This is a genomic window from Asaia bogorensis NBRC 16594, from assembly GCF_001547995.1.
GTDB lineage: Bacteria > Pseudomonadota > Alphaproteobacteria > Acetobacterales > Acetobacteraceae > Asaia > Asaia bogorensis.
Map to the genome: position 1 here is coordinate 1031174 of NZ_AP014690.1, position 13827 is coordinate 1045000.

A 13827-nucleotide genomic window follows, 5' to 3' on the forward strand; every position below is an offset into this window, starting at 1 on the left:
GGGGCCAGCCCAGCAGTGGAAACCCTGGCAACTCAAATACGGCGCTTATTTCGGTGCAGCGAGAGACTCGCTCTTGATCGCGCCGTGTGACTGGCTGGCATAGGATTTGCGGCTGTCATAGTTGGCCGGGTAGGGGCTGCTGCCAGCGCTGCTGGTGGTTGCCGGGCCTGTCGCTGCGGCGCTACCGGTGGCGGGCGTGCTGCCTTGCTGCTGGACCACCTGCATCAGAACGCGGCGCAAGGGATCGGCCCCCGTATTGTTCACCCGCATTGAGATGACGATATCCTCGGGGCCGACTGGCTGGTTATAGAAGGCGCGGTTCGAGCTGCTGTCGATTGTCAGTTTCGAGCCCCCCAGCGAGGCCCCGGCAAACAGCCCGGAGGATTTTTGCAAGGCAAGGATATCGGTGTTCGAAGCGCCTGCTGAGCCACTCTCGATGCCACTGCCCATATTGGCAAATGAGGCCGAGGCCCCTGCGCTGAACTTGAACTGGCTGTCGAGCAGGGCCTGCAAGCCACGATCAGACATGACGAAGAACATCAGCTCCGAGCTTTCGACCCCAAGCTGAATGCCCATCGAGGCCGAACTCAGCGTGTAGAAAGCAGGGTCGGACCATGAGCCGCGTGCATCGCGCGAGAGCAGAAGGCAGCCGCCACCTGCGCCGCCAAATACGATCGACATGCGAAAGACCGATGGGCAGACCATCACAGCGCGGGCCTTGGCCAGATAACGCTGCGCCCGCGAATTGGGGTTGGTCCCCTGAAAAATGTCCTGAACAGCCAGCGTTGCCCGATCGACCAGCGCCTGCTGCTTCGATGCGGCCATGGCAGGCAGGGCGCTCAGGCCCGATGCCAGAAGTACCGTCGAGGCGACGAGTCGGCAGGGAAAAGAAACCATAGGGTAGGGGCCTCATATCTGGAGCCGGCAGGGCGCGCCCGGACCGGGAACACCCGAACAGGAAAACAGGATTTGCGTATCCGAAGACGGGTACGGCAGACCATATTTCCTGAGCGGCAATTATGGCGTGAGAATGGTTCAGATCATGCGATGACGGCAAGAGACGATCAGAGCAGTTCCATCCCGGCTGCTTGTGCAACCGCCTCAGCCACGCCCGGAGCGGTGGCCAGAATGGGTCTCGCCCCGGTCAGGCCGCCATCGCGCAGGAAGGGCGAGACGCGCGCGCCACTCTCCTCAAGCAGGACCAGCGCTGCCGCGACATCCCACAGATTGATGGCGATTTCTAGATAGCCATCGCAGCGGCCCGAGGCGACATCGGCGAGGGCCAGAGCGCCGCAGGCACCAGTGCGTGGCGCGATGCCCAGCTCAAGAAAAGCCTGTGCATGACGGGCGTAGGTTTCAGGCGAGACCTTGGCGCTCCACCCCATTTCAACCATGGCGCTTTTCGGGTCTGTCACAGGTGAGGCGACAAGTTTGCGGCCGTTCATCCAGGCGCCCACGCCGCGCTGGGCCGTATAGATTTCGCCCAGAGCCGGAGCGTTGATTACCCCGGCTACGGGCACATCGCCGTGCATCAGGCCGAGAGAAACGCACCAGCGCTCACGGCCACGCGCATAATTCGACGTGCCGTCAATCGGGTCGATCACCCAGGTCAGGCCGCCCTGTCTGTGTCGACCGCCTTCCTCTCCCATGAAGCCGTCTTCGGGGAAGAGCGTTTCCAGACGACGGGAGACGAGTGCCTCTACCGCCATATCGGCCTCGGTTACGTAATCCTGCATACCCTTGGTGGTGCCGGTCGGGCCGCCCGGTGGGGGGCGCATGGCCATGGCAAGGGCGGCGGCATCGGCAACAACCGCACGGGCGACTTCCAGACGCTGCGCAATCATGCGCTCGAGATTCGTGTCGGAATCACTCGAATGGGTAACGCTCATCGCGGGGGTGGTCATGCAGATACTCCTTATTCGACACGTCGGGCCGCACGAAGGGAGGCCGTCATGGCAGGGTCTTCAAGCGCCATGAGGCGCAGCGCGGCGCCATGGCCGAAAAGCTGCATCAGGGTCTTCCTGCGGGCGGTCGCCAGCTTCGAGAGCGGGCTTTCCCGGATCATGGCACATTCCGGCAGGATGGTTGAGGGGCTTTCGGGCAGATGGGCCACGAACAGCCCGACATCCTGCGGGATCAGATCGCGTGGAAAGGCCTGATCCACCGCGAAATAGAGCCGGTCGCACCAGTCACGGTACTCAGGCCATTTGCGGTCGGTTAGAAAATCGCGAGGTCCGGATTTGATCTCGATGCAATGCAGCATCCCGTCTTGCGTCAGCGCCATGATGTCGGCCCGCCGACCTGCTGCCGGTAACGAGAACTCGTTGATGCAGGCCCAGCGCATGGTGCGGCATAGCCCGAGCATGGCGCGCCGTATGGCAAACTGCGTTTCGGGCAGGGTGAGGGCTGATTGGGTATCGAGCGGGGGCGCCTGATCATCGGGCGCAGGACTTTGCGTATCGCTCACTTGCCGTTACTCATCATCAGCTACGAACTCACGTCCTTCTGGAGAAAGATTTGTCTGATAAACGCGAGATGTTGGACGGGGTTATGCCGCTTGTTGCCTTTATGCGCCGGGAGAAAGCGCTAAGTGCCGCAGGTCTTGGCGTTTTCCTGTTCCTGCTGGGGTATTTCTGCGGCCATCTTGATGAACGGATGCATTTTGCGCTCGATCTGCTGGCGCTCATTGCCTTTGGGGCAGCGACGTTTTTAGAGCGTCAGGCTGCGCCGCGCATGGTGTGGATCCTGCTGCTGGTTGCTTCCGTGGTCTTTGCCCAGATGGATTTCCGCCTCTCCGGGCATCTGACCCAGACGCGGTCACAGAGTGCTTTCGAGTCGCGCTAGAATCTCGGCGCCCCGTCGATCGAAAGAGGCCGCATCGAAACGCGAGAGAACACGGGCCCGACCGGTTTCGCCCATCGCAGCCAACTGGCCGGGTTCACGCAGCAACCCGGCCAGCGCCAGCGCCAGCGTCTCCGGGTCGTTCGGGGGAACGATCCGGCCGCAGGATTGCGTGATCGTATGCGGCAATTCACCAGCCTCGGAGGCGATGACCGGCACGCCGCAAAGCAGCGCCTCATGCGCCGCAAGGCACAGCCCCTCCCATTGTGAGGGCTGCACATAGAGGTGCAGGGTTGCCAGAAACTGCCTCGGGTCAGCGTTATAGCCGTCCAGGACGATCGGCAGCCTGTCACGGGCGATAAGGGCCGCCAGGCGATCACGCTCCTCGCCCTCGCCGGCGATATGAACCTCGTATTCCGGCAGGCCCTCGATTTTGCCGAGCAGCTTCACGGCTGCACAGAGCACGTCATAGCCCTTGACCGGATGGAGGCGCCCCAGTGAGCCGATCCGTATGGGGCCGGCTTCCGACCACGGTACGGCGCGTGGGAAGTCGCTGCTTGCCCGAAAGATAGGCCAGCAGGTGAGTCGATCGGCGCCAAGCCCTAGTTTCTTCTCGGTTTCGAGTTCGACGCAGGTGGAATCGGCAATCCACAGACGGGACAGCCCGCGCATGAGCCGCAAAAGCCGTGCATTGGCGGGTTTGAGCCGCGCGGAGTGTTGCCAGCTTGCCACCCGGATACGACGCCTTAACCCGACGAGCTGCCCGAGGAGGGTTGCGCGTGTGAGGGAGGTCCAGATGAGGTCGGGTCGCTGCTCGCCAATCTCGCGATCAAGCCAGGTAAGGGCGGCCAGATGGTCCTTCCTGCCGCCTTCACGGACATGCACGGTCAGTCCAGCCTGAATCATGGGCCTGATGGCGCGGCCATCGCGGCGGGTGAGGGCAAGCACGATAACCTCGTGACCCTGATCGCGCATGACCTGCGTGATGGCCGGGACCGGCAAGGCGGCGCCGCCCCCCTCGACCGAATTGATGACATAGGCAATTTTCATGGGGCCATGCTCAAGCGGATCGGGCCAGCAGCATTTCGACCAGTTCGAGATCCTGCGGCTTGTCCACATCGACAGCGGCACGACCGTCATCGATTGGGATCAGCGCGACCTTTGCACCGGTCAGTTGGCTGAAACGGGCCACGAGGGCCGTGCTGGACAGGCGGCCCAATAATGCTCGCAGGAGGATGCCGTAGCCTAATGTGCGCGCCATTTTGAGCGGGCGTTTGCGGTCGCGTTCCAGGCTTTGCCACAATGTGACGACGGCACGCGCCTTTGGCGTGCGCATCAGGAACAGATTGCAGCCTGAGAACGTCATGTCACGCAAACGTATATAGGTGCGTCTGGTATGGGGGACATCGCGCACGATTGTCGCCTTCAGGGCGACGCCAACAGCCAGATCACAATCGCTTTGATTGGCCTCCCGCACAAAGGCGGTGATCCAGGAAGGGCGCAGCAGCGGATGATCTGCCGTCGTGATCAGGAGCGGTGTGCCGAGCGCCTCGAGCGCCAGCGCGACACTGCCGCTCGGGCCGCTTGCAGTGGGCAGGCAGGTGAAGGGACGTTCGAGTGTCCGTAGGGCTGCGTGATCCTCGATGCTGACGGAAACAGGGCCGATCCCGTCTGTCTGTTCGAGGGTGCTCAGCACGCGGTCGATCATGGGGCGACCGCCGACCGGCAGCAGGGCCTTGTGCCCGACCTTTCCAAGCCGGGCGAGCGGGTCCTGCGCTCCGTCGCGTGAGCCTGCAAGAACCAGCGCGGGTAGTGTCACGAGGCGGCGCTGCCACGCCGGGCGCCGTCGGGGCGCTGCTTGGGCGGGGCGCCCGTGTGCTTCATCACCCAGGGATAGCGCTGTGCCTCCTCAAGGTCATAGCCGAGGTCGAATACATGAGCACTGCGGGGGCGGGCGCGGGCGTCCTTGTAGAAGCTTCCGAACAGGCGATCGGCAGCATAGTTCGTGATGCCGTAATTGCCGTCCTCATCATGGAAGTGATGCAGGACATGCAGCTGCTTGATTTTCGCAACCCAGTTCCAGCGCGGCTTGTAGGCCAGATGCTGGATGCAGTGAAAGAACTCATAGATGCAGGTCATGACCAGGCCCGTGGAGAGCGCGGCAAATGCCGTGCTGATACCGCCGATGGCCCAGCCGATAGGCATGACAATGATGGCGATGGTCGGGATCGTGTTGAGCGGTGAGCCAAACAGCACATCAAGGAGATGGGGATCCTGATGATGGTCGAAATGGACGCGTTTCCAAAGCGAGGCAGTCAGCGGATTGCGATACAGCCAGCGTCCATGAAGGATGAAGCGATGGATGGCGTACCAGGCAAACGGGTAGATGCCCACCACCAGAACGATGGTGATCAGCGTCGGTGCAGCCTTCGGACCAAACCAGAGCGCGGCGGCAGCTGAAGTCAGAATGAGCGCGAAATAGAGCAGAATGGTGGGGTAGGTGAGATAGGCCATCCAGAGATGGGGCAGACTCATCTTTCCCAGATCGAAGCTTCGTCCCGTGCGGAGTGAGCCCTGGTTTTTCCGGGCGTTCCAGAAGGCGCGCCAGAAGCCTTCCGAGTGTTCAGAATTGAACGTACTCATTTCTCTTCCATCTTCACTATCCATGCCCCTCCAAGGAGGAATGCCAGGGCGGGAGGCGCCGTGACGGCAATTAACGCAGGCAAGGTCCCCGCATTGCCAAGAGCCTGTATCAGGCCTTGCAACACGATGAAACCAAAACCCGCAGCCAGCGCCGCAATGGGCAGGAGGCTACGGGTGCCTGTGCGGGGGGGAATATAGATGACAGGCAGCGCCAGAAACAGCATGGCGCAAAGCGAAACCGGCAGGGTGAAAGGCGCAAAAAGCGCCATGCGATAGGTGGCCTTGGGCAGGCTGGAGGCACCGCCACGATGCAGTATGGTCCATAGCGACCAGCAGGAAAGAACCGGATAGGATTGCGAGAGCTGGATCAGCGTATCCGGTGTCACGCGGGCTGGCAGCAGCGACACGTCCTGCCGCAAGGTGGTCTCCACGCGGTTGCTTTTCAGGACGAGGCTGCGCACCGAGGCAGCGCGCCAGCCAGTGAGGGTGTCGTAAACCATCTCCGGTGCGGTATCCGTAGCGGTCAGATCACCCCCATTGGCGCGGTGGTAGACCGCGATTTTCTGGATACGGCGACCGCCTTCTGTGAAGCTGTCGATGTGAATGACATTGCCCGAGGCGTGAAACCAGAAACCATGACCGCTTCCGGCAGCTTTCGGATCGGTCTGGTTCCACCATTTCGCGAGAGAAAGCTCGGTGCGTGGCGCGATGATTTCCTGTGTGAGAATCCCCGCGACACTGATGATGCCTATGGAGGGCAGTAGGAGTGTCAGCAGCCTTGTGGTCGACAGACCGGCGGCGCGCAGACTGGCCATCTCGCTTGCAAGCGTCATCTGCATAAGCATGAACAACGCGCCGATGAGGGTGCTGAGTGGCAGGGTCTGTACGGTCAGGGCCGGTAATTTCAGCAGGGCATAACGGACCAGCCCAAGGGCACCAAGATGGCGCTCCAGTATGGGCGTTGTCATCTCAAGGAGTCCGAGGATCTCCATCATCGAGACGAGTATGGCCCCGCAGATCAGTGTGCGCCCGATGAAGCTTCTGGTCAGATGCATCAGAAGCACGGAGCGCGATGGATTGAGCGGGATCATGATGTGGCCTTTGCCGGGCCGAGCGGAATGGCCTTGCGGCGTCGCCACGATCCACGCGAGCGTCTGAAAATTGAGGCGAGACAGACCGTACAGAAAGCGATTTCGGGCAGCCATATGGCGAAGAAGCCGCGCATGCTGCCCGTCGCCACCAGGCCGTGACCAAATTGCAGCGTATGGTCAAACCCCACCAGAACGAGGGCAAGGGCGATCAGCCCAATGATCGGGCGTCGTCTTTTGGCACCAATCGCCAGCGCTACAGCGAGCGGCGGGATGAACGGTATGGCAAGCGCACGCGCAAGACGGAAATCGAGCTCCGCACGCAGGCTCGAGCGGGTAATACCACCATTTCCGTTCTGATTGTCGGATTGATGGGACGCCTCGAGCCGGGTTGCCAGCTCCACGAGGGTCAATTCACGCTCATCAATGCCGCGCGAGCGGAAGACCGCCGTGTCATGACTTTGGTCGAACACTTTCATGCTGTGGTCGAAGCGGGTCTGCGTGGCCTTGTTGCTGCCATCGCGCGGGTCGTAGACAATCAGCCCATCCCACAGGTCAAGGCGTGTCTGTTTGAGCGAAGGCACCGCGGTGATCAGTCCGCGATGGGCGGTGATGATCCTGACGGCGCCACCAGGCTCTCTTTGGCGAATGAAAACCTCATGCAGAACGGTACCATTACGGGTCACGCGATCGGCGGTGAGCATGGAATCATCTGCTGTTGTCGCGAACATGCCAGCTTGCAGGTGGGGGGCCCAGCCTGAATGGGCGGCATAATAGAAACCAGAGCGGAAATCGTAGCGAGCAACCGGCTGGATATAGCCGTAGAGCAGAATACTGCCGCAGCCGACCGCAACGCCGGTCCACATATAAGGGCGTGCGATGCGCAAAAGAGAAACGCCGCTCGCCATCAGGGCGTCGATCTCATTGTTGTCGCTCATGCGCCGGATGATCAGGAAGACGCTCACGCACAGGGCAGCAGGCAGGGCGAGGCCCAGATAATGCGGCAGCAGATCCGTCAGCAGGGCCACAAAGGTCGCCAGCGAACTGCCTTCCGCGGCGAGGTCATCGAACAGGACGAGAAGGCGCTCCAGGAGGAGCGCCGCGAGCACCGCCGCCAGCGACACCACGAAGGGGGGAACGAGCTGGGCCAGCAGATAGCGATCAAGCGTGGGAAAATGGGGGAGGCGCATCATCGTGGCTCATTCGCCTTCATGATCTGACCGCGCAGTTCTGAGTGTTGCTGCCAGCGCCGATGGCGGCTGCACCGCCAGCCGACATCACTCGTGAATTGTCTGGTTTGCAGGTCGATGGTCCAGCCTTCCTGCGTGGGAGTAATGGCGATTCTGTTCCAGCCACTCTGACGCCAGGGGCGTGAGGACAGCAGGGATGCTGATGGAACGCCAACCAGAGGAATTTCGCTGCCCGGGACCGTTGCAAGCGTAGCGTCATGCGAATGTCCGTGAAGGACAATCGAGGCTCCGTGCTGGGCGATGACTGTAGCAACGGCCTTGTGATCGAGCAGGGATTTGCGCCACGGAACAAGCCCGGCCCGTGGCGGATGATGGATCATGACCACGCGACAAAGAATCTTTGTCTCGTCCAGAAGTTGAGCCAGCTTCTCGCGCTGCGTCTTGCCGATGCGCCCACAAGCCATGAAGGGTGGTGTCGGGATTGCGGAATTCAGCCCGATGACCGCCACATTGCCGTGGATGTGGCAATACGGAAAGCTGGTCTCGTCGGTGTCTTCCATCCACTTTGACCATAACCCGGCATGGTCCGGCCAATTCGAGCGGACCATTGCATCATGGTTGCCGGGCACCACCAGCGTCCGGGCCGGCATGGAGGCGAGCCAGTCAGCCGCTGCGGCGCATTCCTCCGGCAGTCCGAAATTGGTCAGATCGCCCGTATTGAGAACGAGATCCGGAGCGGCGGCGACGATATCCTCGCGCACGATAGTCGCAAGCTCGGGTCGGTGGCGATGCACCCTGTGGCGCTTCCAGGAAGCGACGCTCAGGGCGCGTTTGTTCGTGAAAGCACGCCATGACGGCAGGGGGGCAGGCGGGGGGAGGTGAACATCCGACAGATGGGCCAGAACCACTGGTGACGTATCGCTGTTTCCGGTCATCTGCCTCTCTCCTCGTCACCACAGGTCAAAGGCCGATACCGGCAAAATCCAAAAATGACCAATCGGTTTCTGGTCCCGCTGCGTAAGTCATGCTATGGCGCCGCGCAAGGCGGACGCCCGAAGTTGCGTCGGGCCAGAGGATTGACCGTAACATAAATGATACTGCCGTGCGCCTAGCCCTGATCCATAATCCACGCAGTCGCAAGAACAGGCGCGATGGCAGGAAATTTGCCAGACAGGCGCATCAGCTTCTGGGGGAGGGGTTTCTTGTCCCGGCTTCCCATGACGAGATGACCGAGATGGTCGAGGATCTCGCGCGACGCAATGTCCGGCTGATTGCGATCAATGGCGGTGATGGAACAGTCAGCGACGTCATGACGGCCGTCATGCGCGCCTATCCGGAAGGCGCGTTGCCTGATCTCGCCATCTTTCCGTCCGGCAACACCAATCTGATTGCCCGTGACGTCGGGTTCACGCATCGCGGGATCGCCGCCCTGCGCCAGCTCTGGAACCATGGCGAAGTGCTTCCACGCACCAATCGACGCCCGCTCAAGATTTCATGGCCGGAAAACGAGCATGGGGCGCGCCTTGGCATGTTTCAGGGCAGTTCCGGCTATGCGCGTGCCATTGCAATAGCCCATTCCCCGCATGTGCTGCGTTACGCGCCGCATAATCTCGCTGTGGCCGTTACGCTGGTGGGCGCGTTCGGCAGCCTGCTTTGGCGCCGGCAGCGTGAGACCTGGCTGACGGGAGATCGCTTCACGCTCGAGGGCGATGGCGAAACCCTCGCTGACGGTCAGAGCTTCCTGTTTCTCTCGACGGCGCTGCAAAAGCTGGATCTGGGCATCTGGCCATTCTGGAATAGCGGCAAGGCGAGGTCCGAAGGGCTGCACTATCTGCATGTGGCCGATCATCCCCGCCGCCTGCTTCAGGCGACCTGGTCGCTGCTGCGGGGGCGCGCTCCTTCGTGGCTGCGCCAGAGCGGAGACTACATGAGCGGACGCGCCAGCCGAATGGTCCTGACCTGCGCGGGGGATTTCGTGCTTGATGGTGAGCGCTTTGCGCCCGGAGCAGGACATCGTATCCTTCTTTCCGAAGGGCCCCAGTTTGGCTTTGTGCATGACTGACCATGCGGCACGTCCGGTCGAGACCGAGACCCTGCTTGACCGGACGCTGATTAGCGAACTGACAACCCCGGTTGACCCGCGTATCCACCAGCTGGTGGCCCATATACTTGGGACTGCACGCCCGCTCGGGGTCCTGTTCTACGGTTCGGGCCTGCGCCAGTTCGATCCTGACGGGCTTTTTGACTTCTATATCGTGCTCGAGCGCCTGTCAGACTGGCCAGCTCCTCCATTGGCCTTGCTCGGCAACGCATTGCTTCCACCGAATGTGTTTTATGCCGAGCATGAGGTCGGGGGTCAGATTTTGCGGGCCAAGGTCGCACTGATTACCTTGGCGCAATTCCGTTCCCGTGTTTCGCCACGCTCGCAGGATACGACGCTCTGGGCGCGTTTCTGCCAGCCTGTACGGCTTGTCTGGGTACGCAATGCGGATTCCGCCGAGGCACTTCTCGATGTGCTGCGCCGTGCCGTTGTGACCGCTTCTGGCTGGGCCGCACGTCTGGGTGAGGGTACGCATGCGCCCGCCGAGTGGTGGCGCCTTCTCTTCAGTCGGACCTATCGCGCCGAATTGCGGGTCGAGCATGAGAGCCGTGGTTCAACCATCATGCAGGGGCTCGAAAACCGGTATGCAGCTCTCACACGCGATGCGTGGACGCTGGGCCATCTGGAATTCGACGAGCGGGACGGCCAGTTGAGGCCCAGATTAACGCGGCTTGCCCGGATCCGTGCCGGCAAACGTTGGGCCCGCATGGCGCGACACGGGCGATGGCGTAATATCGCCCGCCTGGTGAAGGCGGCCTTCACTTTTCGCGATGGGGCGGCCTATCTTGCGTGGAAAATCGAGCGACATAGCGGTTTTCGTCTTGCACTCTCGCCCTTCGAGGCTCGCCACCCGCTCATCTGCCTGCCTTGCCTGTTGTGGCGGGCCAGAGGGATCTTCCTCAAGGGGATGAAGGGCTGAGGCCAAAGGCTTGCTGAGACAAAAAAAGGGAGGCCAGTGACAGACTGGCCTCCCTTTTTAACGCCGTGGCGGGCGATGTTCAGCCCATAATTTCTGCCTTGGCCTGAGCGAAGGCGGAAAGCGCCTTATCGATCTCCTGAGCCGTGTGGACAGCCATGACAGAACAACGCAGCAGCGGATGCTCGTCCGGTGTCGCGGGCGGCAGTGAGAGATTCACATAGACGCCCAGTTCGAGCAGGCGGTTCCAGAATGCCAGGGCCTGCTCCACTGTCTCCAGCGTCACGGCAACGACCGGGCTGACATGCGGGCTGGTCTTTAAACCCAGCTTGTGCAGGCCATGATTGAGCTGCTCGGCATTGGCATAGAGCTGCTTGCGCAGTTCGGGGCGGGCCTGCATCTCATCCAGCGCGGCGAGCGTGGAGGCGATGATTTCTGGCGGAAGCGACGCCGTGAACATGTAGGGACGTGAGCAGAGACGGATAAGCTCCAGCCCGTCGAGATTCGAGACACAGTAACCGCCCACGGTACCAAGCGACTTGGAGAACGTGCCAACCACGAAATCCACATCGTCTTCGCAGCCGTCCCGCTCAGCCACGCCGCGACCGTTCTCACCAAGCACACCGAAGGAATGAGCCTCGTCCGCCAAGAGATAGGCGCCGTGCTTCTTCTTGACCTCGGCAAATTCGTGCATGGGCGCGACGTTGCCGGTCATGGAGTAGATGCCCTCGACAACGACGAGTTTTGCGCCCTGGTGGTCTTTCAGGCGCGACAGGCGCTTGTCGAGATCAGCCGGGTCGTTGTGGCGGAAGCGTATGACCTGGGCGTAACCGAGGCGGCTCGCGTCATAGATGCTTGCATGACTATCTGCATCGAGAAGCAGGATGTCGTCCTTGCCCGCGAGAGCCGAGATCGCGCCGAGATTGGCCTGATAGCCGGTCGAGAAAATCATGCAGTGACGGCGGCGGAACACTTCAGCCAGACGGGCTTCCAGCCTGCGGTGCAGGGCATAGGTGCCGTTGGCAATGCGTGAACCTGTTGTGCCAACGCCCTCGCGCCTGACCGTCTCAATTGCGGCTTCTGCCGCGGCACGGGACTGACTCAGGCCGAGATAGTTGTTTGTTCCAAACAGCAGTGTCTCGCGCCCTTCGATCAGGCCTACCGTCGCCGAGACAGGGTGATCGATGACGACGCCGAACGGGTTGCGCGGCGACTTGGCGGTCAGACCAGCGGCGGCGGTTTTGAGGCCTGCATATTTGGCAAAAATATCGGTCACGAGGATCAACCACCCGATTTCAGGCTTGAGAGGCACACGGCAAGATCGTGGATCGTGCGGATATCGGCGAGCTTGTCGAGCGGCACGGAAACATCGAGTTCATCCTCGATTTCCATGACAAAATTCATGACGGCCAGTGAGTCGAAAGCGAGATCTTCGACAATCTTGCTGTCACCGTTGATGTCGCGTGGCACCTTCGGATTGGCAAGGAGCTTGTCGATGATCATCGCAGTGATGGAGGCGACCGTATCGGTCATCAAAATTCTCCGGCTTTTGGCGTTCGGGTGACAAGCACCCCAGATGAAGCGTCTTATGCGTCAGGCTTGAAAGGAAGGCCAGAGGGGGCAGTTTCTCCGAAGCCCTGAACGAGGTGCCGGAACCTTGGATGAGGCTCCGGCATGTTTGTCAGGCTGCGGTGCTGCTGGTCATGGTCTCGAACTGACCAGCGAGAAGCATGGCCTTTGCCCGGGCTCGCGTCAGCTTGCCAGACGATGTCTGGGGCAGGGTATGTGGCGGCACGAGAATGACGTCTACATCAACGCCGTGCTGGCGACGGAAAAGGCCCATCGTCTCCTCGCGCAGGCGGGCACGGTCGTCGTCATTGGTCGCACGGCACTGCACGAGGGCCACTACGCGTTCGCCAGCTTCTTCTTCAACGGCAAACACGGCGACATCGCGTGACCGCAGGGAGGTGATTTCGTGCTCAGCAGACCACTCAAGGTCCTGCGGCCAGATGTTGCGACCATTGATGATGATCAGGTCCTTGGCGCGACCTGTAATGACCACCTGCCCGTTGAGCATGTAGCCAAGGTCGCCCGTGTTGAGCCATCCCTTCTCATCAAGCACTTCGGCCGTCTCGGTATCGCGGCCAAAATAGCCGCGCATCAGGCTGGGGCCACGGACATAGACCATGCCAACGTGGCGTTCCTCCAGCAGGTCGCCCTTGGCATCGCGCACCTGAACATCGTGTTCTGGCAGGGCGACGCCACAAAGCACAAAAGTGCGAAGAGCATGAGAGGGATCGTTGGATGCCCGCGCCACGCCTTCGGTCTCCAGCGTGCGCAAATCAATCGTGTCGGTCGCGATGCCTGTGTTGAGGGGTGCGAAACTGATGGCGAGGGTAGCTTCAGCCATACCGTAGCTGGCAACAAAGGCGCGACCGTCAAAACCATATGCCGCAAAGCGTTCGGAAAAAGTCTCGAGGATATGATGGCGGATCATATCACCCCCGATGCCGGCGATACGCCAGCAGGAGAGATCGAGATCGCCGGAGACCGGACGACGCGCGCAAAGTTCATAGCCAAAGGATGGGCTGTAGGCGATCGTCCCGCGATTGCGGCTGATCAGATCGAGCCAGACATGCGGGCGACGGGCAAACTCACGCGTGGGCAGCAGATCGACAGTGAGCTGACATGTCATGGGGGTGAGAAAGAACCCGACGAGCCCCATGTCATGATAGAGCGGCAACCAGGACACGCAGCGATCGCCCGTTTCGGTAACCTGCAAGCCGTCACGAGCGATTGCCCGGGCATTGGCCATCCCGGCTGACTGCGTCACAGCAACACCTATAGGAAAGCGCGTGCTGCCCGAAGAAAACTGGAGATAGGACAGGTCATTTGTATCAATGACCGGGAGCGGTTCGCTCGAAGCGGGTCGCTGCAGCAACTCGGCGGGAGACCCACCGAAGGCCAGATCGAGCCCTTCGATGATATCCTGCGTCCAGGAACCGATCAGTTCCGGCACTACAACGGCGCGTGCGCCAGAGGCGCTCA

The 13827-nt window shown here is 61.2% G+C and carries 15 protein-coding genes (1 of these 15 running past the window's edge); 3 read left to right on the forward strand and 12 right to left on the reverse strand.

The features are described 5' to 3' along the window. Window positions 1–45 precede the first annotated feature (45 nt). The 3 genes from Asbog_RS04600 to Asbog_RS04610 all read right to left on the reverse strand — a co-directional run bounded on the left by Asbog_RS04600 (window position 46) and on the right by Asbog_RS04610 (window position 2467). Window positions 46–897 carry a lipid-binding SYLF domain-containing protein gene (locus Asbog_RS04600; protein WP_062164246.1) on the reverse strand — a complete coding sequence of 284 codons (852 nt, stop codon included), beginning with the start codon at window positions 895–897 and terminating at the stop codon, window positions 46–48. A gap of 167 nt (window positions 898–1064) precedes the next feature. After that, entirely contained in the window at window positions 1065–1889 is an 825-nt protein-coding gene (locus tag Asbog_RS04605; protein WP_371861670.1) for an inositol monophosphatase family protein, read from the reverse strand. A gap of 26 nt (window positions 1890–1915) precedes the next feature. Next, window positions 1916–2467, reverse strand: coding sequence for an MmcB family DNA repair protein (locus tag Asbog_RS04610; RefSeq protein ID WP_307723602.1), 552 nt, complete (start codon window positions 2465–2467; stop codon window positions 1916–1918). A gap of 50 nt (window positions 2468–2517) precedes the next feature. Between Asbog_RS04610 and Asbog_RS04615 the strand changes: the two genes are divergently transcribed. Next, complete coding sequence (locus tag Asbog_RS04615) at window positions 2518–2844, forward strand: hypothetical protein (RefSeq protein WP_146926490.1); 327 nt, start codon at window positions 2518–2520, stop codon at window positions 2842–2844. Here Asbog_RS04615 and Asbog_RS04620 read toward each other — a convergent pair. From Asbog_RS04620 to Asbog_RS04645, 6 genes are all read right to left on the reverse strand, one after another. Beyond that, window positions 2818–3891, reverse strand: a complete 1074-nt coding sequence (locus Asbog_RS04620; protein ID WP_062164248.1) for a glycosyltransferase family 4 protein — start codon at window positions 3889–3891, stop codon at window positions 2818–2820. The two genes, Asbog_RS04615 and Asbog_RS04620, sit on opposite strands and share 27 nt — an antisense overlap. 10 nt (window positions 3892–3901) lie before the next feature. After that, complete coding sequence (locus Asbog_RS04625) at window positions 3902–4660, reverse strand: nucleotidyltransferase family protein (protein ID WP_062164249.1); 759 nt, start codon at window positions 4658–4660, stop codon at window positions 3902–3904. Next, window positions 4657–5376 carry a sterol desaturase family protein gene (locus tag Asbog_RS04630; protein ID WP_231944692.1) on the reverse strand — a complete coding sequence of 240 codons (720 nt, stop codon included), beginning with the start codon at window positions 5374–5376 and terminating at the stop codon, window positions 4657–4659. The genes Asbog_RS04625 and Asbog_RS04630 overlap by 4 nt, the downstream gene beginning before the upstream one ends. 104 nt (window positions 5377–5480) lie before the next feature. Beyond that, window positions 5481–6575, reverse strand: a complete 1095-nt coding sequence (locus Asbog_RS04635) for an LptF/LptG family permease (protein WP_023979228.1) — start codon at window positions 6573–6575, stop codon at window positions 5481–5483. Next, window positions 6572–7765, reverse strand: a complete 1194-nt coding sequence (locus Asbog_RS04640) for an LptF/LptG family permease (RefSeq protein ID WP_083510706.1) — start codon at window positions 7763–7765, stop codon at window positions 6572–6574. The genes Asbog_RS04635 and Asbog_RS04640 overlap by 4 nt, the downstream gene beginning before the upstream one ends. Further along, entirely contained in the window at window positions 7762–8697 is a 936-nt protein-coding gene (locus Asbog_RS04645; RefSeq protein WP_062164251.1) for a metallophosphoesterase family protein, read from the reverse strand. The genes Asbog_RS04640 and Asbog_RS04645 overlap by 4 nt, the downstream gene beginning before the upstream one ends. Window positions 8698–8864: 167 nt before the next feature. On the opposite strand from Asbog_RS04645, the gene Asbog_RS04650 reads away from it, so the two are divergent. Further along, on the forward strand, window positions 8865–9824 hold the full coding sequence (locus tag Asbog_RS04650) for a diacylglycerol/lipid kinase family protein (RefSeq protein WP_062164252.1): 960 nt from the start codon (window positions 8865–8867) through the stop codon (window positions 9822–9824). Beyond that, on the forward strand, window positions 9817–10782 hold the full coding sequence (locus Asbog_RS04655; RefSeq protein WP_062164253.1) for a hypothetical protein: 966 nt from the start codon (window positions 9817–9819) through the stop codon (window positions 10780–10782). The genes Asbog_RS04650 and Asbog_RS04655 overlap by 8 nt, the downstream gene beginning before the upstream one ends. Before the next feature lie 79 nt (window positions 10783–10861). Here Asbog_RS04655 and spt read toward each other — a convergent pair whose 3' ends face one another. From spt to Asbog_RS04670, 3 genes are all read right to left on the reverse strand, one after another. Further along, window positions 10862–12055, reverse strand: coding sequence for a serine palmitoyltransferase (gene spt / locus Asbog_RS04660; RefSeq protein WP_062165711.1), 1194 nt, complete (start codon window positions 12053–12055; stop codon window positions 10862–10864). Window positions 12056–12060: 5 nt separating this feature from the next. After that, entirely contained in the window at window positions 12061–12312 is a 252-nt protein-coding gene (locus tag Asbog_RS04665; RefSeq protein ID WP_023979234.1) for an acyl carrier protein, read from the reverse strand. Window positions 12313–12460: 148 nt separating this feature from the next. Further along, on the reverse strand, window positions 12461–13827 hold the 3' portion of the coding sequence (locus Asbog_RS04670) for a fatty acyl-AMP ligase (protein WP_062164254.1). The gene runs 373 nt beyond the window's last position; 1367 of the gene's 1740 nt are visible here — the last part of the coding sequence; its start codon lies off the right edge, out of view — the gene reads right to left on this strand; its stop codon occupies window positions 12461–12463.

Coding starts and splice junctions, on each gene's coding strand:
- Asbog_RS04600 (WP_062164246.1), bottom strand. CDS start 897: ATGGTTTCTTTTCCCTGCCGACTCGTCGCCTCGACGGTACTTCTGGCA.
- Asbog_RS04605 (WP_371861670.1), bottom strand. CDS start 1,889: ATGAGCGTTACCCATTCGAGTGATTCCGACACGAATCTCGAGCGCATG.
- Asbog_RS04620 (WP_062164248.1), bottom strand. CDS start 3,891: ATGAAAATTGCCTATGTCATCAATTCGGTCGAGGGGGGCGGCGCCGCC.
- Asbog_RS04630 (WP_231944692.1), bottom strand. CDS start 5,376: ATGAGTCTGCCCCATCTCTGGATGGCCTATCTCACCTACCCCACCATT.
- Asbog_RS04635 (WP_023979228.1), bottom strand. CDS start 6,575: ATGATCCCGCTCAATCCATCGCGCTCCGTGCTTCTGATGCATCTGACC.
- Asbog_RS04640 (WP_083510706.1), bottom strand. CDS start 7,765: ATGATGCGCCTCCCCCATTTTCCCACGCTTGATCGCTATCTGCTGGCC.
- Asbog_RS04645 (WP_062164251.1), bottom strand. CDS start 8,697: ATGACCGGAAACAGCGATACGTCACCAGTGGTTCTGGCCCATCTGTCG.
- Asbog_RS04655 (WP_062164253.1), top strand. CDS start 9,817: ATGACTGACCATGCGGCACGTCCGGTCGAGACCGAGACCCTGCTTGAC.
- Asbog_RS04665 (WP_023979234.1), bottom strand. CDS start 12,312: ATGACCGATACGGTCGCCTCCATCACTGCGATGATCATCGACAAGCTC.